The organism is Paenibacillus sp. Soil787 (assembly GCF_001429545.1).
Classification (GTDB): domain Bacteria; phylum Bacillota; class Bacilli; order Paenibacillales; family NBRC-103111; genus Paenibacillus_E.
The window spans coordinates 1-19285 of the sequence record NZ_LMSP01000006.1; the positions used below are offsets into that span (position 1 = coordinate 1).

A 19285-nucleotide genomic window follows, 5' to 3' on the forward strand; every position below is an offset into this window, starting at 1 on the left:
ATGGGCTATTAAGGGCATTGACCCGTTGCAACCCCATCGTACAGGAGACGCTCCTTTTATTTCAAAGGCCAAATATTAGCGTCTACAGGAATGTTCTTATTGGCAATCGATCGGTAAGCCTACAAAAAAAGCAGCCGGTAGCAAAACGCTACCAACTGCTGCTGTTTCTTATTGCTGAGGCTTTTTCATGGTCAAGCCAACGCGACCTTTTTTCTCGTCTACGTTAAGCACCCAGACTTGGACGATGTCCCCAACGGACACCACATCCATGGGGTGTTTCACGAAGCCGTTCTTGAGCTGGGAGATGTGCACCAGCCCATCGTTCTTAATGCCGATATCGACGAAGGCACCGAAGTCGATAACGTTGCGCACCGTGCCGGTCAATTCCATGCCCGGCACAAGGTCTTCAAGCTGCAGCACGTCGGTGCGGAAGATCGGCGCGGGAACTTCGTCCCGCGGATCTCGCCCAGGCCGCTGCAGGCTGTCTAAGATGTCCCGCATCGTCGGGACACCCACGCCCAGCTTCGGAGCCAGTTCCTCTGGCTCCAGCGTCTGCAGCAGCGCTAGCAGCTGCTGCGAGCCAAGCTGCGCCAATTCCAGGCGCAGCTCCTTGAACAGCCGATCCACCACGTCGTAAGACTCCGGATGGATCGGGGTGTTGTCGAGCGGGTTCCGCCCGCCCGGAATCCGCATGAACCCGACACACTGCTCGAAGGTTTTCGCGCCAAGGCGCGGAACCTTCGACAGCTCCTGTCGGGAGCTGAACTTGCCGTTCTCCTCGCGATACTTGACGATGTTCTTCGCCAGTGTCGCGTTCACGCCCGACACGTACGAGAGCAAGGACGGGGACGCCGTGTTCAAGTCCACGCCGACATGGTTAACGGCCGACTCTACGACGGCCTTCAAGTTCTCGTCCAGTCGTTTCTGCGAAACGTCATGCTGGTACTGCCCGACGCCGATCGCCTTCGGCTCGATCTTCACAAGCTCCGCGAGCGGGTCCTGCAGCCTCCGCGCGATCGAGATCGCGCTGCGCTCGGCTACGTCGAGCTCCGGGAACTCCGTCTGCGCCAGCTTCGACGCGGAGTACACGCTCGCCCCCGCTTCGCTTACGATCAAGTACTTGAGCTTCTGCTCCTTGATCTCCGCAATCAGCTCCGCAACAAACTGCTCCGTTTCACGGGAAGCCGTCCCATTACCGATCACGATCAGCTCGACATCGTGCTTGCTGATCAACTGCTTGAACTTCGCCTTCGCTTCTGCCACCTTATTATTCGGTGGTGTCGGGTAGGTGACGGCGATTTCAAGCATTTTACCGGTGTCGTCGATGACGGCCAGCTTACAGCCTGTCCGGTAAGCTGGATCGACACCCAGCACCACGTGCCCTTTGACTGGGGCTTGGAGCAGCAGATTCCGCAGATTTTCCGCGAAAATCTTAATCGCTTGCTCCTCCCCCATCTCGGTCATCTCACCGCGCACTTCTCGCTCAATAGAAGGTGCTAACAGTCTTTTATATGCGTCTTCAACAACAGCGCGCAGCACATCCCGAACAACAGAATCGCCTCTAATAACATGCCGCGACATATAATCATGAATTTTATCAACGGCAATATCCAAGCCAACCTTCAGGATCTCCTCCCGCTCTCCGCGATTAATCGCGAGAATGCGGTGAGGCGGCAAGCGTTTGACAGGTTCTTGATACGCATAATACATCTCATATACGGATTCAGCTTTCGCATCTTTGGCCTCGGTACGCAAAATCCCCTGATCATGCGTATATCTACGCACCCAAGCTCGAATCTTAGCATCATCCGCGATATTTTCCGCAAGAATATCCATTGCGCCTTGAATCGCATCTCCGGCGCTTCCTACCTGCTTGTCCGCGTTCACATAACGCGCTGCTTCTTGCTCCAACGAGCCTTGACGAGGCTGCTTCCAGATCCATTCCGCTAGCGGCTCTAGACCGCGCTCTTTGGCAACGCTCGCTCTCGTTTTACGCTTTTGACGGAACGGTCTGTACAAATCTTCGATTTCCTGCAGCTTCGCAGCGCCTTCAATCGATTTGCGCAGTTCATCCGTCAACTTGCCCTGATCATCAATCAAACGAACAACCTCGATCTTACGATCCTCTAGGTTACGCAAGTATTGTAACCGTTCCTCGATATCTCGCAGCTGGTTCTCATCTAGCTCCCCGGTCATCTCTTTTCGGTAACGAGCGATGAACGGAATCGTGTTGCCCTCATCAAGAAGCCCCATCGTAGTCTTCACTTTGACAGCGGGCAGCTGCAATTCAGCAGAGATCTGCTTCAGGATACGCTCCTGGATCTCTGCTTTCTTTTCTTCAGAGACCTGAATTTTCTCCCTCGGCTCTTCATACTCACTAGCCTTTGTCTTCGTTCCTTCAGTATCGTTCACCTTTTGCTCTTCCATTTCATTCGCCTTTATCTTCAACTCTTCCGTATTTGCCACAATCAGTTCCCCCACTTCTATTCATTTCTATTCCTATGTATGTATACAAACCAAAAAACGAGGGAACCAATCACCCTCGTCCGTTCCTGATCCTATTCAAAATTCTATCAGTCCCACACTAATTTGCAAAGCGTCGTCCACCTTGCGCATCGTTTCTTCATCCAAATGCGTAATTTTGTCCGTCAGCCGTTGCTTATCGATCGTTCTGATTTGTTCAAGCAGAATCACCGAATCTCGGTCGAAACCATGCGTTTCCGCATCGATTTCCACATGCGTGGGAAGCTTCGCCTTCTGGATTTGAGCTGTAATCGCTGCAACAATCACGGTTGGGCTAAAGCGGTTGCCGATATCATTTTGGATCACTAGAACAGGACGAACCCCTCCCTGCTCCGACCCTACTACCGGCGAAAGATCTGCGAAAAATACATCACCACGTTTCACAATCACTGCTTACACCCCGCTTACTAAGCGATCAAGCGTACCGTCCGCTTCTTCCTCCGCTTGAAAAGCTTCAGATGCCATGCTGAGATTTATTTTCGCCATCTCCATATACCCACGCTGCATGGATTCGCGTAGACTGCGCTTTTTACGTTCAATTAAATACAGCTTCATTGCCTGGCGAATAAATTCGCTGCGATTAGAATTCTCCTTCTCGACAATACCGTCCACTTCTTGCAACAGATTGTCAGGCAAGCTAATCATGATCCTTTTCGTATTATGCGCATTGCTCACACTTTCGCACCCCCAGAAACGATACAAAGACAATATTACCAGTATGTCATTCCAAAAACCAATTTATACAATAGATATATGCAATCAGTATATCAAATATGTTACACACTTGGATATAAGAATTCTACTTACATAGTATTCGATAGCCTATTTTGAAAATCCTCTCCATGTACGACAAAAATTAAATGGTAAATTTTTAATAACGATGCCGCATGAGAGGATTAATGGCATCTATACGTTTGCCGTCACGCACATACACACGCGCAACACGATGTGAAATCATACAAATGATTTCATAGTTAACAGTACCGAGCTGACGAGCCACATCTTCAACCGTAATGCGCTCTCCGTCTTGCTCACCGATCACCACAACCTCGTCCAGAGACTGAACATCCGGCACATCCGATACATTGATCATACATTGATCCATACAGATTTTACCGACGATCGGCACTCTTTTGCCCCGAACAAGAACCTCAGCCTTACCCGAAAGCATCCGAGAATACCCATCCGCATAGCCAATCGGCAGCGTCCCAATTTGTTCTTCGCCCTTGGTGTGATAAATCGTACCATAACTAACTCCAGAGCCCGGAGGCAGCGTTTTAAGATGAACAATCGCTGTTTTTAGACTTAGCACCGGCTTTAAATTAATTTTCGTTTGATCGACATCCTCGGAAGGATACAAACCATACATCGAAATCCCCAAACGCACCATCGAATACGTCAAACCTGGCAAATCTATGGCCGCTGCACTATTGCCTGCATGTATATAAGGAAACGTAACATCTTTATCCGTAAAATAGCTCACAATTCGCTCAAAACGGCGATACTGCTCCATCGTATAGCTCTTATCTACTTCATCTGCATTCGCGTAATGCGTGAATAAACCCTCAACTTCCACATTCGGCAGCGTCAACGCTTCCTCAATGAATGGAATAGCATCCGCTTCCGTGTGCAAACCAAGTCTGCCCATGCCAGTATCCAGCTTAATATGGATCTTTAGCTTCTTTTGGAGTGTTCTGTCTTCCATTTGCCCCTGAAAACAAAGCTTTTCGAGAACATCTCTACTATAGACCGCAATCGTCACATCGAGTTCACGCGCTCTATCAACCCCTTCTGGAGGCGTATAGCCTAGTACCAGAATAGGTGCGGTGATCCCTGCATTCCTTAGCTCTAGCGCCTCATCAAAAAACGCCACACCCAAGTAATCCACACCCGCGGCGAGAACCTCTTTGGATACTTCAACAGCCCCGTGTCCGTACGCATCAGCTTTAACGACTGCCATCTGTTTCATTCCTGCCGGCAGTACCTTCTGAAAACCTTCAATGTTGCTTCGCAGTGCATCTAACGAAATTTCTACCCACGTGGGACGATAAAAAGCATCCACCAGCGTTCACCTCATTTATCCATTACAAGTAAACCTATGTTAAGCCTAATCGCGAAAAACTGTCAACACTACTTTTCCGGATGGACAGCTGCACTATCGCAGACTACAAACAGCATCTTTTAAATTTCTTGCCACTTCCGCACGGACATGGCTCATTGCGACCGGGCCGACTTTCAACCTGAATTGGCACCTGGCCATTCATACTGATAAAAAGATCACTAATTGGATCTAATCGCTTTTTACCACTTGATACTACTGCATGATTTCTCTGGTTTTGGAAATAACGAAACACACGTATTCCAGAATCCGTAACCGCCATTTGAGTCGGCGTTCTTTCAAACGTATATGTGATTTCTGTTTGTGGCTTAAACTGAGCTCGAACTAGCCCAAAACGCTCCAACACAGGAATTACAGAATGAAGAAACACGTCGGTACTACCGTTAAAGAGCTCCCCCTTTAATTTATTACGCATCCAATCACTATGGTTGTCTTGAGGTTCATCCACAGGCCATGAGCCAAGAACCTGGGCTATCCGAGCTCTGGAAGCTTGAGTGACTTCAGGTCGGCCTCCCTCATTGGTTTCCTGAAGCTTTTCCCAACCAATTTTGTTCCATAACATATCCAACATAACAACTGCTTGTTCCTTATCCGTTAGAGCAAGAAACCCGTCTGCTTGTTGCGTAATGATGCACTGCTGCTTAATTCCTGCTATTAATCCCAGTTGCTGAGCTGTATAGAAAAAAAACTGAAATAAAGGAACGTTATCTTGGTTTAAGGTCGGCTTATAAAAAAGCTCCCAGCCAAGCTTCTCATCAAGCTCTTTCCAAAACTTCCGCGGCAAATGTTGCCTGGACGGCGTCAGCTTGAGGCTCTTGGCATCCTGCAACGAAGCCAGAAACTTTTGAAAATCAGCAACGATTTGAGGTACAGCTGTTCTGTCATCCACCCACTGCTCAAGCAGCTTTTTATCTGCCAAAATAGGTCTCATCTCAACCATGATAGGTGCGGATTCAGACGCTTGAGCAGCCAAATAAGCCTCCATATCATTTGTGTAATGCCAATCTTCCAAAGACTCTTCGTAATCTGCATCCATATATTGTTCGAAACGCTCCATGAAAAACTCTTTATGTTTACATACCTCTAATACCTCAGCACACTGATTAGCCGAAATCTTTTCTGATTGCAGAAGAAACTGCACCCACTTTTTAATAGAAGGTAAATAAGCACTTATGTCGGATTTAGTACTACTCAACACCTTGCTGATGTAAAAACGACCAAGAAAATCTACGATCGTCTCGCCCTGCAGCTGTTCATAATCAATTTCGTAATTGATAAAATAAACCGTCGTCATAAATTGCATGCGATCCACATGCTTCTCAATTGTGTCAGCTTTTAATTTACCTTCCTCTGCAAGATACTTGCCGAACAAGACAATTTCATTTTCCCAGTATTGTTGCTGTTCTTCCATTGTTAATTCACCAGTTGTTTTCATCAATGACACTCCAATAACTATTTACTCCAAAGTTGCATTATACCAAAAAAACTCCCTTTCGGGGGAGTTGGTTAAATCTTCTTGCTTAAATATTTGCAAAAAAAGGGAAAACACCTACACAAATCGTGCAGGGCTTCCCTTTTTCAGCTTATATTTGACACTATATATTCATTCTTACTTCCCAGACTGCCCCTCAGTCGCCATAGCGACTTTGATCATTTCATTCGTAGGCAAATCGCCTGTCGCCAATCTGAACTCTACGCCGTCATTCGTCCAAGTGAGCGTCTTCTTCTCATCCCCCGTGAGCACGCCGATCGTGAATCCAAGATCAACAATCGTACCCGGCTGCAAGGATACTGATTTGGCCTGTGGTCTCACCTCGATGAGGCTGAAGTTGTACTTCCCTTTATATCTCAAAAGGACCGCTGCGTCCTCACTAAGCTTCATATCCGTTATATCCTGCTTCACCACATCTTTTGGCAGGTAGGACGGCTCGATGATACCGATACTCTGCGCTTTGCTTGCCGCGGCAGTCGGCTTCGTTGTATCCGTACCTGGTTTAGCCGCTGTTGCCTTTTGCCCATCTTGAGCTTGGCCTGCAGCTTGATCGGATTGGCCGCCTGTCGCTGACAGATTCTTATCTGTCACAGACTTGCCACCCGCTGCTGGGTGATCGGCATCCGCTGCTTCAGCCATCGTAGGTAAAGTCTTCAAATTCCAGCTGGTCATATTGCGCTCCATTTGGAAAAAATCCTTGTCGAACTTAGCATCGAATTCAAAGCTAGTAAAATTCACCTGAACCAACACATTGTGATTCGCATCCGACACCTGGACCTGCTTAGGCGCCAGCGTCTTCTTATTCAGCCAAATTTTTTGGCGTGACAGCTGCTCATTTTGATAATTGGCGGCAACATCGAACACATACGTATCATTATCCGTTGTAAACTGACGATCCTTATCGGCAATTATGCTCTTCGCAAGAGACTGGAACAGATACACCTGCCCCTGATTCTCCGGCCAATCACTTTGGAAGCGGAAGCTCTTCTTGAGATGCGGCGTCAGCACGAATACGCCCTCCTCATTACGCAGCACGATCTGCGTTACGTCCTTCCCTGCATTCGTAAGCGAAATACGGTAGAAATGATCCGGCGAGTAAGCCACCTCCACCTGATACTCCTGCGGCTGCTGCCCCGTGTTCAGAATCATGCTCCCCGAAGCCTGATAACTGCCCGACTTGCTGATCACATGATCCAAATCCTTTACGATAGATCCTGCATCCTTCTTGCCCATCCCGCATCCTGCGAGAACCAATGCTAAGCACATCACCACTGCTACCACCCATGTGACCCGGCGCATTCGATCATCCCCTCACTCATGATTAACATCAACATAGTACATGCATATGAGGGGACTTGGACGATTATGCAGACGAGTTGGGGCTTGGCCGTGAAAAAGGTTTTATAAAGGAATTATTAAACATATCAGCAGCCATTCAGAATGTATACATAATTTATTCATAATCTTCTGGCATGATGGTTTGTAGGATCAATACCATGAACCGGAGGGTTATTATTGAATAACAATCAAAGAATCGTGCTTCAAGCTTCACGAGGAGCGGCAGCATTTTTTGTGCTGCTGTTTCATACATCAGCCATGTCCTTCAAGTACTTTCAATACGACTTACTAGGGATTAGCAGCATAGGACGATCGGGTGGTGTAGATTTCTTTTTCATACTTACTGGTTTTCTACTGTACCATACATACGGCCATAAAATCGGAACCAAAATGAGTGTTCTTCCCTATCTATCGAATCGGCTAATACGTATCTACCCTTTCTACTGGCTAATTACACTCGTTGTACTGCCCGTTTATTTTCTGGTCCCGAGCTTTGGCTACGGATATGAGACCCATAAAGATACCATCATCAAATCATTCCTGCTGCTGCCTCAAGCTCATGGTCCAGTTCTCCCAGTCGCCTGGTCGTTAAGTTACTTTGTACTCTTTTACTTGGTTTTCAGCCTTCTCATGGCTCTAGGCAAAAAGCCAGCCTATCTCTTCCTTTCCATTTGGGTAACATTAACTCTTTGCCATTTTCTGCATGTACCTCTGATTGGTGCTGATATTGACCGTCATTTCTATCTAAACTTCCTCTTCAGTGATGTAAATTTAGAATTTATCACAGGCTGTTTATTGGCCAAATGGGCGGAGCATCATAGAAATAAACACTACAAATTGTTGATTGTAATCGGTGTGATTGGCTTTGCGCTAATATGGATGAACAACAAATATCTTTTTACCCCATATCACAATTACCTGCTTTACATCATTCCAGCTACATTTGCACTCATAGGCGCTTCTTCTGTTCCTGAACAACTTCGATTGCCTCATTGGGTGAAAATCCTGAGCAAGCTTGGGAATGCTTCCTATACGATTTTGCTAACGCATCTTCTATTTATTTCAATCTTAATGAAGTTGAGTGTGGCGACACATGTGGTCAACCATCTTGGATTTCTACTTACTGATCTCATTATTGTGGCGATGGTCGTGCCCCTATGCTACTTGGCTTATAAGCTTGGTGAGAAACCGCTTGTTACTGGGCTCAAAAGCACAATGAAATTTAGTCCTTCCAAATCAACTAATCCTGTTTCTTAGGTAAAAAGGCTGCATTGGCTTTAATTAGCCCATGCAGCCTCTTTATGTGTTAACAAAAGCAAATGTAAATTAGTTGCTCTCGTCTTGTAGTAGTGTAGAGAACTGAAATTTCTTTACGAGCGCGTAAACGAAAAAAAAGCAAGATTAGGTTAGCTAATCTTACTCATTTATTTGACCAATTTAAGTTTGCGTATACTTGCCGGATGCTCCATCATCTGAACAGCAATACCAGCAATCTGCTCACCTTGTTGTATTTGAACTTTTTTGATATATTGTAAAGTTTCTTCAATTTTTATCAAGTGATTTTCCACACCTGAGAGACAATCCTCTATACCAGTGAGATGATTCTCCACGCCAGTGAGCCGATCCTCAACATTGCCCAATCGTCTGTCAATACTGTCAACCCGATCTTTAATGGCCGTTACATCTGCGCCTATCTCATTAATTCTCCTGAGTATCACACTTAGAAATTCACGGTCTATCATTTCACTCATCAAGGTTAACCTCCACACCAGAAGCTATATACATTTCATTATACCCGAGAATTAATTCAAACGATATCCTTTCTTCCTTCTTCAAAACCATCCATAAACAGACTTCAATATTTTTAAAAATTGATCTCCGCATCATTAAGCAACGGGTGCTTCTGATCCTTATCCGATAAAATAGGATTAGCTGTCGGCCAATCAATGCCAATAGCCGGGTCACTCCATAAGATTCCCCTGTCATGTACGGGAGAGTAATACTCATCCACCTTATATAACACTTGAGTTTGGGGCTCAGTCGTACAAAACCCGTGAGCAAAACCTTGAGGAACAAGCAGCTGGCGCTTATTTGCCGCACTAAGAGTGACACCCACCCATTCACCGAAGGTAGGAGATTTTTCACGTATATCAACAGCCACATCATAAATAGCACCTGAAACAACTCTAACTAGCTTCGTTTGTGCTTTTGGATTCAACTGGTAATGAAGCCCTCGCAAAACTCCGGTTTCTACAGATAAAGAATGATTATCTTGAACAAAAGGAATATCTATTCCTTGCTCCACCAATTTCGCATGATGGTAACTTTCCATAAAAAAACCCCGATGATCTCCATGAACATCAGGCTCAATAATAAATAATCCTGGCAGCTTTGTGGTAATAACATTCATCAGCTAGATCACCTCTATAACTAACGTATGCATGATTATTGAGAATTGTCTCTATCTTGCGCTATCAATGGATATACGCCGTCAGCACTTCAACTTCCAGGTTCCGATATTTTTTAAACAAAAAAAGAGACTGCTTGGGGCTATAATAGCCTCAGCAGCCTCTTCATTTATGAGTTACGTCTACCACATATACACAACACCGGCAATAATGGCCGCCCAGATCAGGGAGCCGAACACAACACCAACAATCAACCCTTTGCCAACCGACAAATGTTCATCCTGGTAAGCGTCTTCATGATCGATCATACAATAACCTCCCCGCATATTAAGTATATGCATAGTATGGGGAAGATGTTGACGAATCATGCGGTTAATATGAAAAAATTTTTAATACGCATTTTTATTAATAAAACCATTAATAATCGTTCTCCAAATAATTTTAATATCGAATAAAAAAGTCCAATTTTCAATATAGAAAATGTCGTGCTTGATGCGTTCTTCGATCGAAGTATCCCCACGTAAGCCGTTACTCTGCGCCCAGCCAGTAATCCCAGGACGAATATGATGCTTCACCATATACTTCGGAACTTCTTCCTTGAATTGATCCACGAAATAAGGGCGCTCGGGCCTTGGACCGACGACACTCATATGCCCAAAAAGCACATTAAAAAACTGAGGCAGCTCATCCAGACTCGTTTTGCGGAGGAAGGTACCGACCTTCGTTCGCCGCGGGTCATTTTCAACCGTCCACTCCGTATTTGATGCACTCTCTGAGAGCACATTCATACTGCGGAACTTATACATCATAAACCTTCTGCGGTTTAGACCTACACGCTCTTGCTTAAAAATAACCGGACCTGGAGAACTAAGTTTAATAGCAATAACAGATCCAATCATAACGGGCAGCGTAATAAGAATGGCCGCAGAGGCGAAAACAATGTCGAAAGCTCGCTTGAAAAGTCGATTCCGGAACTCATCCAGCGGAATATCACGCACATTAATCAGCGGCATATCAGCAAAATTATCAAAATAAGGACGGGACGGCAAGAAATCATAAAAGTCCGGTATGATAAGTGTTTTGACACCAATTTTTTCACAGACATTGATAATGCTGCCGAACTTGCGATGCGCATCTAACGGTAGAGCGATAATAACCTCATCGATGATGAGATCGTTTAATATGGACTCAAGATCGTCAATCTTCCCGATGATTGGCTTATAGCTCTGGTAAGTGATTTCGTGTTTCTCCTGATAATCATCTAGGAAACCGACTACTTCGTAGCCTAGCTCTGGATGCTGCCTCAGCTTAGTGTAGAACTGACGGCCCAGTGAGCCTGCACCGAGAATTAAAATGAATTGCTTATTATAACCCTTTTGCCGGACACGCTTTAACGAGATTTTAATCATATAGCGATAAAAACTGATGAAAAGAATATTGTTCACAAGGAATAATAAGAGATAAGAACGTGAAACGTCGACCTCTTTTAAAATGAACAAAACACTTAACAGCAGCAGCAAGCTGAATATGTGGACTTGAATAATTTTTAAAACCTCATAAGAGAACTGCTTCCTACGCTTAGGTGTATAGAAGTTCATCATATAACTTAGAAAAATGGCTATAATCGCGTAACTGACACTCCACATTAAGTAATGCTTGATCGGAAGAGGAGAATCGTATGGAATCCAGCCGCTTCTAAATTTCAGCCACCATGATAGTAAGAACACGAGCTGAATACATATGAAGTCGGCCAGTGCATAAAGTTGTGTCAAGAAACCCTGACTCTGTCGAATCAATGTAAATCACCTCGCTGGACGTAGTTTATTTCTTGCTAAGGAGAGTATGAATTTTAAGCTAACACCTGCATAGATCATCGAGTTCGTTAGCCAGGAATACTTTTTACGATAATGCTTATTATGAAATAGGATCATTGCCCTGTGGAACTCATATATGATCTTAAAAGGCTTCCTACGACTGCTTGCGCCTTTGTGATGGACAATTTGAGTGCGAGGGTAATAATAATTTACCCAACCCGCTTCCTTAATTCTATAACACCAATCTATATCCTCACCATACATAAAGAATTCCTCATCAAGCAACCCTACTTGCTCAATCGCCTCGCGGCGGATTAACATGAAAGCACCGACGAGCGAGTCAATAGGATATTCATCGTCAGGACTTAAGTAGCCTAATTGATATTGATTGAACCGAGGTGAGTCCGGGAATAGTTTAGAGAATCCGAACGCATAGTAAAAGGACGCTGAGGGCTTAGGAAAGCCCCTCTTGCAGGCTTTGTCGAGTGATCCGTCTGGAAGTACGATTTTGCAGCCGCTAGCTCCTACGGTGGGGTTCTCGTCCATGAAACGAAGCATCACGTCTAGTGTGTCGGGTTGAACGATAGTGTCAGAGTTTAAAAGTAGGACGTAACGTCCTTGGGCGATGCGGATGCCCTGGTTGTTGGCTCGCGAGAAGCCTACGTTATCTGTATTGGCGATGCAAACCACTTGTGGGAACTGCTGATTCACTGATTGTATGATGCCATCATTCGAGGCATTGTCGATTAAGATGACCTCGTATATGTAAGATGTAGCTGACGAAAAAACAGATTGTAAACAAGCCAGTGTCAGGTCGCGTGTTTTATAATTTAGTACAATAATACTTAAATCCACTAGAAAACCTCATTTTTATTGATTTCATTACACTTATTATAACATGGGTTTATAAATTTTAGATTAAAAAAAGACTAGCTTCTTTTAGCTAATCTTCCATGGGCTATTTTATAAACCATCTGTTGATTTCAGACGTCACTATTTTTTGCTTTTTTTGAATGATACCGCGCTTTTTCCTTAACTCTGAATACTTACGAAAAAAGCTGGACCAAGCTCCAAGAAGCTTTGGTTCACGCATAAGAGCGTAAGCAAAGCTGAGACATTCATAGACCAACAGTGGAATGCTATGCTTCAGTACCATTGAAATTCGATCGTTTTTCACCATCATTTTATATCGATTAATGTACGATAATCTCCTGACAAAAAGTGGCTTACTGCTCCTACCGCCTTCCTTCCAACCACGTTCGTGGTACGCAATAGCCGTTGGCTCATAATAAGCCTTCCAGCCTAGCAGCTGCGCACGCCAAGCAACATCCACATCTTCTTTATAAGCAAAAAAGTCCTCATCGAAAAATTCGCCATTCAGGCTAATGTCATTAATCATTTCGCGAGAATACATGGCAGCTGCGCCAGAAACACCAAAGACCTCTTCAGCATGATTGAACCGATCGCCTGTCTGATGTGCGCCGCGGTCAAAGGCTCTGCGTGCCTTGTTAATGACTAATCCAGTACTATCAATGTGAGTAGGATCTGCTTTGAGTAGCAGTTTACCTGTGGCACTACCCGCTTGAGAATGATTATTTAATAATTTTACAGTGTTAAGAACATAATCAGGTTCAAGAACTACATCCGGATTTAGAATTAGACAATAATCCGTGTCTGTCATCCTTATTGCCTGATTATGGCCACCAGCGAATCCATTGTTTATAGAATTCTGAGTAATACTGCACTTCTCCGACCATTTTACTAATTTCTCTTGTGTATTGTCCTTAGAAGCATTATCAATCACTACGATTTGTTCAATTGGATGGGACTGACTAAGCACCGCTTCCAAGCAATCGTCGATATGTTCAGAGCTATTGTAAGTAACAATGTGGACACTAACCGTTTTCATCCATAATCTCACCTAGCTCCTTCAAAAATGCTTTAAGCCCTTCACGCCAAGGTCGTAAATCCTCAAAACCATTAGCAAGGATTGCTTCATGCTCCATAGCTGAATTTCGTGGTCTTGGAGCAGGTCGCGGAAATTCTTCCGTTGTACAAGGATCTACCTTAATCTTCAAGCCACTCTCCTCAAAGATCGCACAGGCAAAATCATACCACGAGCAAACTCCGACATTTGAAGCATGATAGATGCCATACAGATCTGTCTCTACGAGTTTTTCTATGAATATGGCAAGATCAACAGTGTAAGTCGGTGACCCAAATTGATCACTTACTACCTTTAAGGAATCACGGGTTTGAGCCAAATTCAACATTGTTTTGACAAAATTCGAACCATAAATACCATAGACCCAAGAAGTTCTCACGATGAAATATTTAGATGATAACGCTTCTACATGCTGTTCCCCAGCTCTTTTGGACTTCCCATAAACACTCTGAGGATTGGTCTTATCGTTCTCTCTGTATGCATTCGTAGCGGTACCATCAAACACGTAATCCGTGCTAATATAGCAAAATTTCGCTCCTATGCTCTCTGCAGCCACGGCAAGATTCTTAGTTCCATCAGCATTAACTTGATAAGCAATTGCTTCTTCCGTTTCGGCAAGGTCAACAGCAGTGTACGCAGCACTATGAATGATAACATCTGGCTTCAAAGCTTTTAGAACCTCTAGACATTGACTTTCATTGGTAATATCTAGTTGCTCTCTCCCAAGTCCGTGAACCTCATGCTTAGCTCCTAACAGTTTTACAACATCTTGCCCCAGTTGACCATTAGCCCCGGTAACTACTATTCTCATTATCTAGCACCAAGCCGTGAGCCATATTGTTCAGCAAAATATTTTTGATACTCACCCGTCTGAATTCGTTTCCACCAGTCTTGATTATCCAAGTACCAACGAATTGTTTCATGAATACCTGTCTCAAAATTATGCTTCGGCTTCCACCCAAGCTCCTCCGTAATCTTAGTCGCATCAATTCCGTAACGACGGTCATGACCTGGCCGATCTTTCACAAATTGCATCAAAGATTCTGGTTTACCCAACTCTCGAAGAATAGTTTGTATGATTTGAATATTCGTTCTCTCATTATTACCACCGATATTATAAACTTCTCCGTTAATCCCTTTATGTAGAACGAGATCAATCGCGCTGCAGTGGTCCTCAACATACAGCCAATCCCTAATATTAAGACCGTCTCCGTATACAGGAAGAGCTTTATCGCTCAAAGCATTTGCAATCATTAATGGGATTAACTTCTCAGGGAACTGATAGGGTCCATAATTATTGGAACAACGAGTAATATTAATCGGAAGTCCAAATGTCTCATGATAAGCGCGTACAAGAAGATCCGAACCTGCTTTACTAGCTGAGTAAGGACTATTTGGTGATAAAGGAGTTTCTTCCGTGAAAAGACCTGTTTCACCAAGTGTCCCATAGACTTCATCCGTGGAAACATGAACGAACTTCTTAACCGCATATTTTCTAGCGGCTTCAAGCAAAACCTGCGTGCCTAATACGTTTGTCTTAACGAAAACATCCGGTTCCAGAATACTCCGATCCACATGGGATTCCGCGGCGAAATGGACAACCGTGTCTACACCATTCTCGAATAAACTGTTCACTAATTCTGGATTTGTGATATCACCTTTAACGAAAGTATAATGGCTATTGTTTTGAATGGAAGTTAGGTTCTCTAAATTCCCAGCATATGTTAATGCATCGAGATTAATAATTTCGTAGCTAGGATAGCGATCCAGCATATAATGAACGAAGTTGCTACCGATAAATCCAGCTCCGCCTGTAATAAGTATTTTCATATGCTTATGACTCCCATTTTAAAAGTTTATTTCCGCATCTTTAAGTAGCGGATGTTTTTGATCTTTATCAGAAAGAATTGGTTTAGATGTTGGCCAATCAATACCAATAGCCGGGTCGCTCCAAAGTATGCCTCTATCGTGTTCAGGGGAGTAGTACTCGTCCACTTTGTAAAGCACCTGCGTATTAGGAACAATCGTACAAAAGCCATGAGCAAATCCTTGGGGAACCAGTAGTTGACGCTTATTAGCCTCGCTTAAAATAACCCCTACCCACTGGCCAAACGTAGACGAATCCTTGCGTATGTCTACCGCGACATCATAAATCGCACCGGAAGCTACACGTATAAGTTTTGTTTGTGCTTTGGGATTCAGCTGATAGTGCAGCCCACGCAAAACACCGGTTTCTACAGATAAGGAGTGATTGTCTTGAACAAAGAGAAAATCAATACCGTGTTCAACAAATTTCGCACTACTATAACTCTCCATAAAAAAGCCCCGATTGTCTCCGTGGACATCGGGTTCCACAATATATAGACCTTCCAACTTCTTAGATATAATATTCATCAGTATCGGCACCTCTTACAATTTAAGTTTCCCAAACTCTTCTCCAAAAAACAATTCTTTCGCCAATTCATTGGCTTTAGCTAAAGAGGTATGTGTTCCTGCATCCGTCCACCAGCCTTGAAGAATATCGTAAGTTAACTCGTTTTTTTCGATGTATGCATTATTGACATCCGTTATCTCAAGTTCACCGCGGCCTGATGGCTTAAGTTTCTTAACAATTTCAAATACAGTACTGTCATACATATAAATACCTGTTACTGCATAGCTACTTTTCGGTTGTTTAGGCTTTTCCTCGATAGAGATGATCTTCTCTCCCAGCAACTCTGGAACGCCGTATCGTTGAGGATCTTGAACTTCTTGGATGAGAATCTTGGCCCCATCTCGTTGAGTTCTGAAGTTGTCTACAAAAGGAACAATACTCTCTTCAAATACGTTATCGCCAAGAATTACGACCATTTGGTCATTGCCAACGAAGTGCTCAGCGAGGTCTAGCGCTTGTGCGATTCCTCCAGCTTCATCTTGGACTTTATAAGTAAAGGTTACTCCCATTTCTCTACCGCTTCCTAAAAGGTTAACCACATCACCCATATGATCTTTACCAGTGACGATGAGGATATCGTTTATGTCTGCTTGCTTAAGCTTTGCAACGGAGTGAAAAATCATTGGGTATTTACCTACAGGAAGTAAATGTTTGTTCGTTACTTTTGTTAAAGGAAACAATCTTGAACCTGTACCACCTGCTAGAATAATACCTTTCATTTAGAACCTCCAATTAATTTGCCTATTAATTTACCTCATATATGAATAAATTATTATTAGAGCTAGAATATATCTTTTTTAGTGTATTTGGTTCATATGCGTCTAAATTTCCTTGTGATAGAACATATCTTATATCTGCTTTCTTCAAATCATTTTCATTCATATAAATTTTAAAAACATCTCCACCTTTTAACTCAAATGAGGTGCTATTTTGTGTAAGCTCAACAATTATATGAGCATATCTATTGTACACATCACTAAATTTTTTGGTTTCATCCAATTTTTCCCACATATTAATGTCTGGATAATATTGCACACTATTAAAAGACTTTACACCTAAAGAAATTAAATATTGTCCATTAACAAGGCTATTCATAGCAGCCCACTTTGCAGATGGATTAAGTTCTTTAATACGTATTATCTCTTTTGAGATATCGTGTCTATAAATACTATCTGTTCCTCTAGCAATTGGATTTACAGCTGCACCTGAAATTATAACTGGAATAATTACAAAAATTGCTAGAAACTTCTTTTTGCCCCTAAGCAATAAGTAATTTAATAATAAATAATAAAGTAAAGTGACCCAAGAAAATGTGTTCCCTAAATAGGTATACATTTCTGATTTAAATAAGGATATATAGGATATAAAAGCAACAATAATACAAATTAAAAATGTATTATATCTACTTAAAGCCTTATATTTTGTCAAAATAGATGCTAACCAAATAAATAAATACAGAGATGTAAGACCCGAGATCATAGTTGCTAATCTCTTTTCCGGAACAAAAGAAAATAAGGTGTATTTCCCAACAAAAATAGGATACTTAATAACAAACCAAGAAATTTGAAAAATTAAATAAATAAATAATGTTAGCATTAAATATCTATTATATTTTTCCTTTTTATAAACTAGGAAAAAAGACAAAATAATTGCTGGTGAAAAAATTATAAAGTTACTAACTTCACTATTATTCCAAAAGTTCACATCTTTAAATGGCACTAACCAATCAATTAAAAATAATGATAAATATTTCGGATTATATTCCCCACCTGTAGTTATTCTCTGGCCAGGATATACTGTACTTAACATTATTTTTATGCTGTCATATGATTGATATATAAATAAGAATATACATGCACAAAAATAAAATATACAAACAAAGAACATGATCCATTCTAACTTGTTTGTTATTAACTTCTTATAATTTGGAAGTAATATGAATCCTAAAAATATTAAAACTAAGTAACCTAACGGAACTTGAACTGGAGGGTATATACCCATCACAAAGCCTATCATTGATAAAAACATCAGTGACATAAATAAAATTCTTGCAGGTTGATTATTATAATTTTTAATATAATAAAGTGCTGAAACAATAATTCCTTGAGAATAAATTATAGTATCAACAAATGACGTACTGTACCACCACTGAATTACTGGAGAAAAAACAATAAGCACAACGCCAATTATCGAGATCAGTAAATTTCTATTAGACAAAAATAGTGCCATCTCAAAAGAAAGTAAAAGCAATAAAAAAAATCTAATATTCCAAAACCATGATAAGCCGTAATCCTTCCCAAATAATAAGAAGCCCCAATATTGAGGTTTCGCTAATAAATCAATACTAATTGTCGGAGTATTACTAAGCAACATATTTTGTCCATCCGAACGAATATTATCATTTATTATAGGAAAATTATCTTTACTCTGTGTTTGTGCTAGCAACCAAGGTGTTTGAACTAGCCATTCATCACTTCTAATAGCACGAGGTTTACCTTCGATTACTATTGAATTTTGGGCTTTATTGGGTTCAAGATAACTATCCCACATACCTATTGATGATCCATGAATTTTCCCTAAAACCAAAATAACAAATAATAACAAAGCAATTAAATATCTATATTTAAAAATAAATTCTTTATATCGATTAACAAACAAAGTAATCAAAACAATGAATAGTATCCCGAGAAATATTTTCAAAAGTCGAGTAACCTTAAAATCGAAACTATACAATGGATTTATTGTAAGTTTAGAAATTGACAACGTTTCACCTGGTCTATTCGTAACATCAATTCTTAAGCTATTAATATTCAAGTGTTGCTTTAATTTTATTTTAAACTCTTCTTGATTTTTAGAAATATTAAAGATAAATGATTTTTCTTCAGAGTATTGTAAATCCTCAGAAGTTGTATAAAAAACTTGAAATAAACCTCCTGACTTTAGATACTCCATCTTAACAGCAATAGCTCTTGAATCTATATTCAAATTCTTTATTTCAACCCAAGGATCATTGGTAATTGATAAATAATTCGAATTCGGGAGAGATTCAAGATCTTTAACAATAAATTTATTCGATTCGATATCCTGGGTAATAAAATTGGAGTTATTCATAAAAAAGAACTTATAGTTAAAAACGAATAACTCAGCAATGATAGATACTAATAGCAGTAAAATTAAGAGTATGCTTTTTCTTTTTTTGAACATAAGTATTC

General features: G+C 42.0%; 18 protein-coding genes. 1 reads left to right on the forward strand and 17 read right to left on the reverse strand.

All coding sequences use genetic code 11. The annotated features are described in order from the left end of the window. Positions 1–168: 168 nt before the first annotated feature. The 6 genes from ASG93_RS08645 to ASG93_RS08670 form a co-directional block, all read right to left on the reverse strand. Positions 169–2427: a Tex family protein gene (locus tag ASG93_RS08645; protein ID WP_082614812.1), complete on the reverse strand. Its 2259-nt coding sequence runs from the start codon at positions 2425–2427 to the stop codon at positions 169–171. A 135-nt stretch (positions 2428–2562) separates the two neighbouring features. After that, positions 2563–2913 carry a type II toxin-antitoxin system PemK/MazF family toxin gene (locus tag ASG93_RS08650; protein ID WP_028553893.1) on the reverse strand — a complete coding sequence of 117 codons (351 nt, stop codon included), beginning with the start codon at positions 2911–2913 and terminating at the stop codon, positions 2563–2565. Between the two features lie 3 nt (positions 2914–2916). Beyond that, positions 2917–3198, reverse strand: coding sequence for a CopG family ribbon-helix-helix protein (locus ASG93_RS08655; protein WP_028553892.1), 282 nt, complete (start codon positions 3196–3198; stop codon positions 2917–2919). A gap of 196 nt (positions 3199–3394) precedes the next feature. Then, on the reverse strand, positions 3395–4585 hold the full coding sequence (gene alr / locus ASG93_RS08660) for an alanine racemase (RefSeq protein ID WP_056830893.1): 1191 nt from the start codon (positions 4583–4585) through the stop codon (positions 3395–3397). A 103-nt stretch (positions 4586–4688) separates the two neighbouring features. Continuing rightward, entirely contained in the window at positions 4689–6077 is a 1389-nt protein-coding gene (locus ASG93_RS36940) for a YecA family protein (protein ID WP_056830895.1), read from the reverse strand. 174 nt (positions 6078–6251) lie between these two features. Continuing rightward, entirely contained in the window at positions 6252–7433 is a 1182-nt protein-coding gene (locus ASG93_RS08670; protein ID WP_056830896.1) for an outer membrane lipoprotein-sorting protein, read from the reverse strand. A 216-nt stretch (positions 7434–7649) separates the two neighbouring features. Between ASG93_RS08670 and ASG93_RS08675 the strand changes: the two genes are divergently transcribed. Further along, positions 7650–8729 (forward strand): acyltransferase family protein, encoded by a 1080-nt coding sequence (locus ASG93_RS08675; protein WP_056830899.1) that lies wholly within the window; start codon positions 7650–7652, stop codon positions 8727–8729. Positions 8730–8896: 167 nt separating this feature from the next. On the opposite strand, the gene ASG93_RS08680 is transcribed toward ASG93_RS08675, so the two are convergent. The 11 genes from ASG93_RS08680 to ASG93_RS08725 form a co-directional block, all read right to left on the reverse strand. Continuing rightward, complete coding sequence (locus ASG93_RS08680; RefSeq protein WP_056830901.1) at positions 8897–9223, reverse strand: hypothetical protein; 327 nt, start codon at positions 9221–9223, stop codon at positions 8897–8899. 113 nt (positions 9224–9336) lie between these two features. Beyond that, positions 9337–9882, reverse strand: a complete 546-nt coding sequence (rfbC, locus tag ASG93_RS08685; RefSeq protein ID WP_056830903.1) for a dTDP-4-dehydrorhamnose 3,5-epimerase — start codon at positions 9880–9882, stop codon at positions 9337–9339. Positions 9883–10062: 180 nt separating this feature from the next. Continuing rightward, positions 10063–10188, reverse strand: coding sequence for a hypothetical protein (locus ASG93_RS36775; protein ID WP_268795999.1), 126 nt, complete (start codon positions 10186–10188; stop codon positions 10063–10065). Between the two features lie 81 nt (positions 10189–10269). Beyond that, positions 10270–11676, reverse strand: a complete 1407-nt coding sequence (locus tag ASG93_RS08690; RefSeq protein WP_056830905.1) for an undecaprenyl-phosphate glucose phosphotransferase — start codon at positions 11674–11676, stop codon at positions 10270–10272. A 6-nt stretch (positions 11677–11682) separates the two neighbouring features. Then, the gene (locus ASG93_RS08695) at positions 11683–12549 is read right to left on the reverse strand and encodes a glycosyltransferase family 2 protein (protein WP_056830907.1); all 867 of its coding nucleotides are present in this window, start codon (positions 12547–12549) and stop codon (positions 11683–11685) included. 103 nt (positions 12550–12652) lie between these two features. Beyond that, positions 12653–13603 carry a glycosyltransferase family 2 protein gene (locus tag ASG93_RS08700; protein ID WP_056830909.1) on the reverse strand — a complete coding sequence of 317 codons (951 nt, stop codon included), beginning with the start codon at positions 13601–13603 and terminating at the stop codon, positions 12653–12655. Next, positions 13590–14450 (reverse strand): dTDP-4-dehydrorhamnose reductase, encoded by an 861-nt coding sequence (gene rfbD, locus ASG93_RS08705; RefSeq protein ID WP_056830911.1) that lies wholly within the window; start codon positions 14448–14450, stop codon positions 13590–13592. Before rfbD ends, ASG93_RS08700 begins: the two co-directional genes overlap by 14 nt. Beyond that, on the reverse strand, positions 14450–15469 hold the full coding sequence (rfbB, locus tag ASG93_RS08710; protein ID WP_056830913.1) for a dTDP-glucose 4,6-dehydratase: 1020 nt from the start codon (positions 15467–15469) through the stop codon (positions 14450–14452). Before rfbB ends, rfbD begins: the two co-directional genes overlap by 1 nt. Before the next feature lie 18 nt (positions 15470–15487). Further along, entirely contained in the window at positions 15488–16033 is a 546-nt protein-coding gene (gene rfbC / locus ASG93_RS08715; protein ID WP_056830915.1) for a dTDP-4-dehydrorhamnose 3,5-epimerase, read from the reverse strand. A gap of 15 nt (positions 16034–16048) precedes the next feature. Next, entirely contained in the window at positions 16049–16792 is a 744-nt protein-coding gene (locus tag ASG93_RS08720; RefSeq protein ID WP_056830918.1) for a sugar phosphate nucleotidyltransferase, read from the reverse strand. Between the two features lie 25 nt (positions 16793–16817). Then, positions 16818–19277, reverse strand: coding sequence for a hypothetical protein (locus ASG93_RS08725; RefSeq protein WP_056830919.1), 2460 nt, complete (start codon positions 19275–19277; stop codon positions 16818–16820). Positions 19278–19285: the final 8 nt, after the last annotated feature.

Bases quoted from the DNA above. Each gene is read 5' to 3' on its own strand.
- ASG93_RS08670 (WP_056830896.1), bottom strand. From the start codon at position 7,433: ATGCGCCGGGTCACATGGGTGGTAGCAGTGGTGATGTGCTTAGCATTG.
- ASG93_RS08725 (WP_056830919.1), bottom strand. From the start codon at position 19,277: ATGTTCAAAAAAAGAAAAAGCATACTCTTAATTTTACTGCTATTAGTA.
- rfbB (WP_056830913.1), bottom strand. From the start codon at position 15,469: ATGAAAATACTTATTACAGGCGGAGCTGGATTTATCGGTAGCAACTTC.
- ASG93_RS36940 (WP_056830895.1), bottom strand. From the start codon at position 6,077: ATGAAAACAACTGGTGAATTAACAATGGAAGAACAGCAACAATACTGG.
- ASG93_RS36775 (WP_268795999.1), bottom strand. From the start codon at position 10,188: ATGATCGATCATGAAGACGCTTACCAGGATGAACATTTGTCGGTTGGC.
- ASG93_RS08700 (WP_056830909.1), bottom strand. From the start codon at position 13,603: ATGAAAACGGTTAGTGTCCACATTGTTACTTACAATAGCTCTGAACAT.
- ASG93_RS08680 (WP_056830901.1), bottom strand. From the start codon at position 9,223: ATGAGTGAAATGATAGACCGTGAATTTCTAAGTGTGATACTCAGGAGA.
- rfbC (WP_056830903.1), bottom strand. From the start codon at position 9,882: ATGAATGTTATTACCACAAAGCTGCCAGGATTATTTATTATTGAGCCT.
- rfbD (WP_056830911.1), bottom strand. From the start codon at position 14,450: ATGAGAATAGTAGTTACCGGGGCTAATGGTCAACTGGGGCAAGATGTT.
- rfbC (WP_056830915.1), bottom strand. From the start codon at position 16,033: ATGAATATTATATCTAAGAAGTTGGAAGGTCTATATATTGTGGAACCC.
- ASG93_RS08645 (WP_082614812.1), bottom strand. From the start codon at position 2,427: ATGGAAGAGCAAAAGGTGAACGATACTGAAGGAACGAAGACAAAGGCT.
- ASG93_RS08720 (WP_056830918.1), bottom strand. From the start codon at position 16,792: ATGAAAGGTATTATTCTAGCAGGTGGTACAGGTTCAAGATTGTTTCCT.